The sequence below is a fragment of the Mycobacterium sp. genome, from assembly GCF_052143115.1.
GTDB lineage: Bacteria > Actinomycetota > Actinomycetes > Mycobacteriales > Mycobacteriaceae > Mycobacterium.
The window spans coordinates 1-7,536 of sequence record NZ_JBKQTQ010000272.1 but is presented as its reverse complement, the minus strand read 5'-3'; the positions used below and the strand labels follow the sequence as shown (position 1 = coordinate 7,536).

The window sequence follows — 7,536 nt, the reverse complement described above, 5'->3', positions numbered from 1 at the left end:
GCGCGAGGTCCTTCTCAAAAAGTTCCAGGAAGCGGCGCTGGTCGTGACCGGGCGCATGGAATACCAGGTGGTTGAGGCCCCATCTCACGTACTGGGCGACCTTTTCGACGGCCTCGTCGGGGTCCGATGCCACGATCCAGCGCTTGGCGACCTGTTCGATCGGCAGCGCGTCGGCCGCCTTCTCCATCTCGATCGGGTCATCGATGCTGTGCTTCTGCTCGGCGGTCAGCGACAGCGGCGCCCAGAACCGCGTGTTCTCCAGGGCCAGCTCGGGATCGGGGTCGTAGGAGATCTTGATCTCGATCATCTTGTCGATGTCGTCGACCGATCTGCCCGCCCCCGCTGCGCCTTCTAAGACCGCCGGCATCAGCTTGTCCTGGTAGAGCTCCTCGCCCTTCCCCGACGTGCAGATGAAGCCGTCACCGGCCCGGCCGGCGTACTTGGCCACCGCCGGGCCGCCGGCCGCAATGTAGACGGGCACTCCCCCCTCGGGAACGTCGTAGATCGAGGCCCCCTTGAGCCGGTAGTACTCGCCGTCGAAGTCGACGCGGTCGCCGCGCCACAGCTCCCGCATCAACCGCACGGATTCGCGTAGTCGGGCGAACCGTTCCTTGAATTCTGGCCAGTCGCCTTGGTATCCGGTGGCGATCTCGTTGAGCGCCTCACCGGTACCGACCCCCAGGAAGATCCGGCCCGGATACAGGCAACTCATGGTGGCGAACGCCTGCGCGATGACGGCGGGGTTGTACCGGAACGTCGGGGTGAGCACCGAGGTGCCCAACACGATCCGTTCGGTGCGTTCACCGACTGCTGTCATCCAAGACAGCGAGAACGGCGCGTGACCGCCCTCGTGCCGCCACGGCTGGAAGTGGTCGCTGACCGTCGCGCTGTCCATGCCGTGCGCTTCGGCGGCGACCGCCAGTTCGACGAGTTCCCGCGGTGCGAATTGTTCTGCCGACGCCTTATATCCAAGTTTGAGTTCAGCCACGCTGTCGTTTCTACTCCAATGCCTAGACTCTCGGACATGGCACCGGTGTTGAGGGCCGTCACCGAGACCGTGCATCTCGCCCAGGGCGGGGCGGTCAATTGGCTGCTGGTCACCGACGACACCGGGGTCATGTTGATCGACGCCGGATATCCGGGTGACCGCGACGATGTGCTGACCTCGTTACGGCAGCTGGGATACCAGGCCGGCGACGTGCGCGCGATCCTGCTCACCCACGCCCATATCGACCACATGGGCTCGGCGATCTGGTTCGCGAAAACCCACGACACCCTGGTGTATTGCCATCCCGACGAGGTCGGCCACACCAAGCGGGAGTATCTGGAGCAGGCCTCTCCGGTTGACATCGCGCTGCGTATCTGGCGGCCCCGGTGGGCGTTGTGGGCCACCCACGTCGTGCGCAACGGCGGGCTGATCCGCGAGGGCATCCCGACCGCGCAGCCGTTGACCGCCGAGGTGGCGGCGGAGTTGCCCGGCCACCCAATGGCCATCCCCACTCCCGGTCACACCGGCGGTCATTGCTCGTATCTGGTCGACGGCATATTGGCCAGCGGCGACGCGCTGGTCACCGGGCATCCGCTGCTGGCGCGCCGCGGGCCGCAACTGCTGCCCGCGGTGTTCAGCCACGACCAGGACGGCTGCATCCGCAGCCTGGCGGCGCTGGCGCTGCTGGATACCGAAGTTTTGGTGCCCGGCCATGGCGACTTGTGGCGCGGCCCGATCCGCGCGGCCACCGATGAGGCGACCGCGTTGGCGCGATGAGCGCCCGACGGCTACACGCCTGCCGTCAGCCCAAGATGCTCCCGCAGGGTACGGCCGCTGTATTCAGTGCGGAACGCCCCACGCTCTTGCAGCAGCGGCACCACTTGGTCGACGAAGTCGTCCAGACCGTGCGGGGTCAGGTGTGGGACCAGGATGAACCCATCGCAGGCGTCGGCCTGCACGTATCGGTCGATCTCGTCGGCGATGTGCGCGGCGGTGCCGACGAACTGCTGTCGGCTGGTCACGGCGATGACCAGTTCGCGAATCGACAGGTTTTCAGTTTCAGCGCGTTCGCGGAACCTGCGGGCCACCGCGACCGGGTCGCCGTGCCGGACGCGGCCCTGAGTGATGCCGGTGTCGCCGGTCGGATCGAAATCGGGCAGCGGCCCGTCCGGATCGTAGTCGGAAAGGTCGCGGCCCCAAATCTGCTCGAGCATGGCGATCGCCGTTGCGCCGCTGACCTGCTGGTGACGAATGTGTACCGCCCGGTCGGCGGCCTCGTCCGCGCTGTCGCCGAGCACGAAGGTCGCCGCCGGAAAGACCTTGAGCTGATCAGGGTTTCGTCCATACGACGCGGCACGGCCTTTCAAGTCGGCGTAGTAGCGCTGGCCGTCCTCGAGTGATCCGTGCAGGGTGAAGAGCGCGTCGGCATGCCGGGCACCGAACGCCCGACCGTCGTCGGAGTCGCCGGCCTGCAACAGCACCGGATGTCCCTGCGGCCCGGCAGGCAGCGTCGCCAGTCCGCGCACATCGAATTGGGCGCCATGATGGTCGACGGACGCGACGCGGCTGGGATCGATGTAGGTTCCGGCGTCGACGTCGGCCAGCACGGCGTCGGCTGCCCAGCTGTCCCAGAATTCGCGTGCGACGGTGAGGAACTCCTCGGCGCGACGGTAACGACCGGTGTGCTCCAGGAAGCCGCCACGCCGGAAGTTCTCGCCGGTGAAGGCGTCCGACGAGGTGACCATATTCCATCCCGCGCGGCCGTCGGACAGGTGATCCAGTGTGGCGAATTGCCTTGCCACTTCGAAGGGTTCGTTGAAGGTGGTGTTGATGGTTCCGGTTAGGCCGAGCCGGTCGGTAACGGCGGCCAGCGCCGCCAGGACGGTGAAGGTGTCCGGCCGGCCCACCACGTCCAAGTCGTAGATCTGGCCCCGATGCTCGCGCAGTCGTAGACCCTCGGCCAGGAAAAGGAAGTCGAACAGCCCGCGTTCGGCGGTGCGGGCCAAGTGTACGAACGAGTCGAAGTCGATCTGGCTGCCCGCGGCGGGATCGGTCCACACGGTGGTGTTGTTGACCCCCGGGAAGTGGGCGGCCAGGTGAATAGGCTTGCGGTGCTTACCTTCGCGTGTGTTCATCTGCCGAGCCCCCAACGCTCCGCGATCAGGTGGTGTGAGCGCAGCCGGTCTTCGTGACCGTGTGTCACCGACGTGACGACGAGTTCGTCCGCATCGGTGAGTCGTTGCAGCGCGGCCAGCCGCTCCGCGACCTCATCCGGATCACCGACGAATTGCGTCTCCAGCCTGTCTTTGACCACGGGCAGCTGTTCGTCGGCGAGCAGACGGCAATCCTCGGGAGCTGGGTAAGGCACAGCGCCTACCCCGGTTCGGATGGAATACACCCAGTGTCCGTAGCCGGCAGCCAGTTTCCGTGCGGTGGCGCTATCGTCGGCGACCACGATGTCGGCGGATACCACAACGTAGGGCCGCTGCAGCGTGGCCGACGGGACGAACGTCTCACGGTACGCGTCGATGGCCTCCAACGCGGTCGCCGGCGTGATGTGATAGCTCGCCACGAACGGCAGCCCGTGCGCGCCAGCCTGTCTGGCGCTTTGCCCCCTGGTGCTGCCGAACACCCACGGCGTCAACCCGGACCGCTCCCCCGGTACCGCGTGCACATCGAAACCTTCGACCTCGTAGGTACCGTCCAGCATCGCGATGATGTCGCCCAGTTGCTCGGCGAAGTCAGGCGACACGGCCTCAGGCTGCTGCAGGATCCCCATAATCGCCTGCACCCGCTCCTTGTCGAGCAGCCCGCGCAGGTCAAACGGCAACGGGATCACCACACCATCGACTTCGCGCCACTGCCGCGGCGGGCGGTTTTTGGACGACGGCTGCTTCGGCTTGAAGCCGGTGTCGCGTCGCTGCCCTCGGCCGACCCCAAGGTCGATGCGGCCCGGGTAGAAGGCTGCCAGCATCCCGAAGCTCTCCACCACGGCGGCGGGCGTGGTGTGGCTAAGCTGTACCGCGGCCGAGCCCACCTGAATCGTGTTGGTAGCGGCCGCGATTTGCCCGATCAGGACAGCCGGCGCCGAGCTGGCGACGCCGACGAAGTGGTGCTCGGCGATCCAGAACCGGCGAAAACCCCATTGCTCGGCATGTTGGGCCAGATCGATCGTGTTGTGCAGGGCCGTCGCGGCGTCGCTGCCCGCACTGACCGGCGCCAGGTCGAGAATCGAGAGCGGGACGGTGTTCATCGGCTCACCATCGCATAGCGGTTGGGCGCGGCCGGCAGGCCGAGCCGTTGGCGCAATGTCTCCTGCTGCCCGTAGCCGGTGCGAAAACGCCGGGCGCTCTGCAGCAATGGCACCACCTGGTCGACGATCACCGGGAGATCGGTGGCGTTGACAGCGGGCCGCAACCGAGCACCGTCGATGCCCAGCCGCTGCCAACCCAGCAGCAGGTCAACCAGATCCGTTGCGCTGCCACCGAATATGAGTGCGTCAGACCCGAAATCGGAATCGCCGCCGAAGGTCACCACCACGTCGGCGAAGATTTTCAGATGGGCGCCTCCAGCCGCATGCACTTCGTCGATGATGGCACGTACCGCGGCATCATCTGTTGGCGTGATGAAGGCGAGATCGCTACTGGTGGCGGCGAATTCGTAGATGCGCGGCGCGTGGGCCAGCGCTGCCACCACCGGCTGGCCCTGGGGTGGACGCGGGGTGATCGAGGGCCCCTTGACCGAGAAGTATTCCCCGGTGAAGTCGATGTAATGCAGCTTGTTCCGGTCGATGTAGCGCCCGGTGGCCACGTCGCGGATCACCGCGTCGTCCTCCCAGCTGTCCCAAAGCCGGCGCACCACCTCGACGGCGTCGGCGGCCTCGTCGAATAGTCCGTCGGGCGATTGTGATCCGTTGCGCCGACCGAACAACGCCGCCTCGTGTGTGGTCGCGCTCACCCGCGGCTGCCAGCCCGCCCGCCCATGCGATACGTAGTCCAAGGTGGCGATGGCCTTGGAGACGTGGAACGGCTCGGTATGGGTGACGGTGGCCACCGGCACCAGCCCGATGTGCCGGGTGGCCGGGGCGATGCGCGCGGCGACCAAGACGGCGTCTGCGCGCCCCGCCAGCCGCCGCGGAGAGATTTGCTCGCGGCGTCCGGGCTGGGGCATCAGGGTGTCGTCGATGGTCAAGAAGTCCAACAGGCCGCGCTCGGCGGTGGCCGCCAAGCCGACCCAGTAACGGCCGCTTAGCACCGATTCCGTCGCGGGGTCGGCGGTCAGCGTGGTTCGCCAGGCTCGCGGATGCCAGCCATAGCCGTCCAGCGCAACGGCCAGATGCACCTGATCGGTCATGGCAGACCCTTGCCGAAAGCGATCGGACGAAAGGGTCCCCATGAAGGCAACGGCTCGTCCATCTCGGTGTATCCGGTGGTGCGATACAACGCCTCTGCCTCCGGTTGGCGGTCGCCGGTGATGAGATACACCCGCCGATAGCCCCTCGTGGCGGCGGTGGCCTCCAGTTCGGCCAGCAGCGCCTTGGCGTAGCCGCAGCGACGGTATCCGCTGTCGGTCCAGATCCGTTTGAATTCCACTGTGTCGCCATCGAACCGCAGGAACGCGCCGCCGGTGACGGGAACACCGTCCAGCAGTCCGATCAACAAGCCACCGTCGGGGGGCGCGAGCTTGTCGGATGGAACAGGCAGCCAGCTAAGATGCGCCTCCGGCGTGCCGCCGTAACGCTGGGAATACTCGACCGCCAGCTCGGCCAACAGCGGCTGCGCCAACGGGTCGTCCGGCTCCACCGCCAAGAAGCGCAGCTGAGCCGCCGCGGTTGACTCTTGGAGTATCACGTCAATGTCCAACGTCTGGTTATCGGCCGCATTCCGGCCCTGCTAGGTCAATGTCGCGCTGACGTAGCGGCCCGCCACCGGTGCCCCGCCGAGATCCTGACGACGCAACCCCGGTAGTCCGGTGGCAGTGAACACTTCCGCGAGGTCAGCCACAAAGGTTTTCCAGCCAACCGCCTCCAGCGACTCGGCGGCGTCATGGAGCTCGTCCAGATAAGTGAGCTCGGTCATATTGCCGTCGAAACCGTAGGGGCGCCATCGTTCAGCGAGCGCGTGCTCCTGGCTCGAATACGGCCGGCTCCGGTTCGGCAGATAATCCGCCGCCACCCTGCTGCCGCCCGCGCTCAATGCGGTGACATTGCCGAGCAACCGGTCCTGCGCGACGGGCGTTAAGAACCCGATGAATAGCCCCTCGGCAATCCACACGCTGGGCTCGGTCGCATCAAATCCGACCCGCCGCAGCGCCTCCGGCCAGTCCCGGCGAAGATCGATGCCCACCGCGCGCCGGTTGGCGGTCGGTGTGGCCGCCAAGCCCCGCAGCGTATGGGTTTTGAACTCGATCACCCCCGGCTGATCGATCTCGTAGACGGTGGTGCCCACCGGCCACCACAGCCGATAGGGCCGCGCATCGAGCCCCGACGCCAAGATCACCGCCTGCCGAATGCCGGCCCTGCCGGCATCGGTGAGGAAGTTGTCGAAGAATCGGGTGCGTACCGCGAAAAGGTCGGTCAGCAGCGCGAATCCGTTGTCGTCACCGAGATCACTGACGGCGCGCTCGCCGCTGGCGACCTGGGTGAAGAAGTCCGTACCCACGGCGCGGACCAATGGCTCGGCGAACGGGTCGTTGATCAACCCGGCCCTGTTTGCCAAAGCCCTGACCGTCGCCACCAGTGTCGCGGTGGTTCCGACGCTGGTCGCCGGATCCCAGGTGTCGTGGTCTGTTCGCCCCATAGTCACGCCGACCCTACGCCGCGCCGCGCCGGCCAGCGCGAATCATCGTCCGCCGGTCCGTCGAAACCCGTGGTCAACGCCTCGCCTAGTTAGGCTTACGGGCACTTAAAAGCAGCGCCGCCCGCCAGCCGAGCAGCAGCAGCGCGGTGACCGTTGAGGCCACCGCCACGAAACTGGCGGCGACACCGGCGGAGGTGGCTTTGCGCAGCAGCATCCCGACCGCGACCGTGCACAACCACACCACGATCCCGGTGGGGACCACGACCGTCGGGTGTCTCCAAGCCCGAGCCGCCAGCCAGCCCACTGCGGTCCCACTCAGAAACGGCCAGGCGGTCGTCGCGATGCCCGCGACGTTGAGCCCCTCGTCGTGGCTGCGCCGCCCGACGGCACAGAACACCAGCACACAGGCAACATCGACGCACAGCCAACCCAGAGCCCGCCGCGGACGCACCACAAACAAATTGTTCATCGTCGGCGAGGACGCCGCGCCCCGGGGGTGTGGCCGAAGTTGCGCCGATACACGTCGATGAACGCGCTAGACGGAACTGCAAGGTGGCGTGCGACTAAGGATTGACGGCGTCACCAGAATGAGGCTCTGGCCAAAGCGATCCCGTTTCGCCGGCTGGCCCGGCCGGAGGAAGCCGCCGCCCCGGTGCTGTTCTTCGCTTTCCGACGCCGCCTCGTTCCTCACCGGTCAGGTGATCAATGTGAGCGGCGGCCTGACGATGGCAGGATGAGCCAATGAGCACT

8 protein-coding genes and 1 pseudogene are annotated in these 7,536 nt (G+C 66.7%); 2 read left to right on the top strand and 7 right to left on the bottom strand.

Annotated elements, in window-relative coordinates:
- The coding region (fgd, locus tag ACLQI9_RS26805; RefSeq protein ID WP_442392408.1) for a glucose-6-phosphate dehydrogenase (coenzyme-F420) at positions 1–988 on the bottom strand (988 nt) is incomplete at its 3' end.
- A gap of 36 nt (positions 989–1,024) precedes the next feature.
- Between fgd and ACLQI9_RS26800 the strand changes: the two genes are divergently transcribed.
- A complete protein-coding gene (locus ACLQI9_RS26800; protein WP_442376153.1) occupies positions 1,025–1,765 on the top strand; it encodes an MBL fold metallo-hydrolase in 741 nt (246 codons plus the stop codon).
- An 11-nt stretch (positions 1,766–1,776) separates the two neighbouring features.
- Here ACLQI9_RS26800 and ACLQI9_RS26795 read toward each other — a convergent pair whose 3' ends face one another.
- The 6 genes from ACLQI9_RS26795 to ACLQI9_RS26770 form a co-directional block, all read right to left on the bottom strand.
- A complete protein-coding gene (locus tag ACLQI9_RS26795) occupies positions 1,777–3,123 on the bottom strand; it encodes an NtaA/DmoA family FMN-dependent monooxygenase (RefSeq protein WP_442376152.1) in 1,347 nt (448 codons plus the stop codon).
- A complete protein-coding gene (locus tag ACLQI9_RS26790; protein ID WP_442376151.1) occupies positions 3,120–4,241 on the bottom strand; it encodes an LLM class flavin-dependent oxidoreductase in 1,122 nt (373 codons plus the stop codon). Before ACLQI9_RS26790 ends, ACLQI9_RS26795 begins: the two co-directional genes overlap by 4 nt.
- A complete protein-coding gene (locus ACLQI9_RS26785) occupies positions 4,238–5,341 on the bottom strand; it encodes an LLM class flavin-dependent oxidoreductase (protein ID WP_442376150.1) in 1,104 nt (367 codons plus the stop codon). Before ACLQI9_RS26785 ends, ACLQI9_RS26790 begins: the two co-directional genes overlap by 4 nt.
- Positions 5,338–5,835: a GNAT family N-acetyltransferase gene (locus ACLQI9_RS26780; protein ID WP_442376157.1), complete on the bottom strand. Its 498-nt coding sequence runs from the start codon at positions 5,833–5,835 to the stop codon at positions 5,338–5,340. Before ACLQI9_RS26780 ends, ACLQI9_RS26785 begins: the two co-directional genes overlap by 4 nt.
- Before the next feature lie 45 nt (positions 5,836–5,880).
- Positions 5,881–6,786 carry an SAM-dependent methyltransferase gene (locus tag ACLQI9_RS26775; RefSeq protein ID WP_442376156.1) on the bottom strand — a complete coding sequence of 302 codons (906 nt, stop codon included), beginning with the start codon at positions 6,784–6,786 and terminating at the stop codon, positions 5,881–5,883.
- Between the two features lie 85 nt (positions 6,787–6,871).
- Positions 6,872–7,237, bottom strand: coding sequence for a DUF3054 domain-containing protein (locus tag ACLQI9_RS26770; protein ID WP_442392409.1), 366 nt, complete (start codon positions 7,235–7,237; stop codon positions 6,872–6,874).
- A 138-nt stretch (positions 7,238–7,375) separates the two neighbouring features.
- On the opposite strand from ACLQI9_RS26770, the pseudogene ACLQI9_RS26765 reads away from it, so the two are divergent.
- Positions 7,376–7,523, top strand: a pseudogene (locus tag ACLQI9_RS26765) (SDR family oxidoreductase); the annotation flags it as partial.
- Positions 7,524–7,536 lie beyond the last annotated feature (13 nt).

Excerpts from the sequence above, each read along its gene's own strand:
- ACLQI9_RS26800 (WP_442376153.1), top strand. The coding sequence starts at position 1,025 with ATGGCACCGGTGTTGAGGGCCGTCACCGAGACCGTGCATCTCGCCCAG.
- ACLQI9_RS26785 (WP_442376150.1), bottom strand. The coding sequence starts at position 5,341 with ATGACCGATCAGGTGCATCTGGCCGTTGCGCTGGACGGCTATGGCTGG.
- ACLQI9_RS26795 (WP_442376152.1), bottom strand. The coding sequence starts at position 3,123 with ATGAACACACGCGAAGGTAAGCACCGCAAGCCTATTCACCTGGCCGCC.
- ACLQI9_RS26790 (WP_442376151.1), bottom strand. The coding sequence starts at position 4,241 with ATGAACACCGTCCCGCTCTCGATTCTCGACCTGGCGCCGGTCAGTGCG.
- ACLQI9_RS26775 (WP_442376156.1), bottom strand. The coding sequence starts at position 6,786 with ATGGGGCGAACAGACCACGACACCTGGGATCCGGCGACCAGCGTCGGA.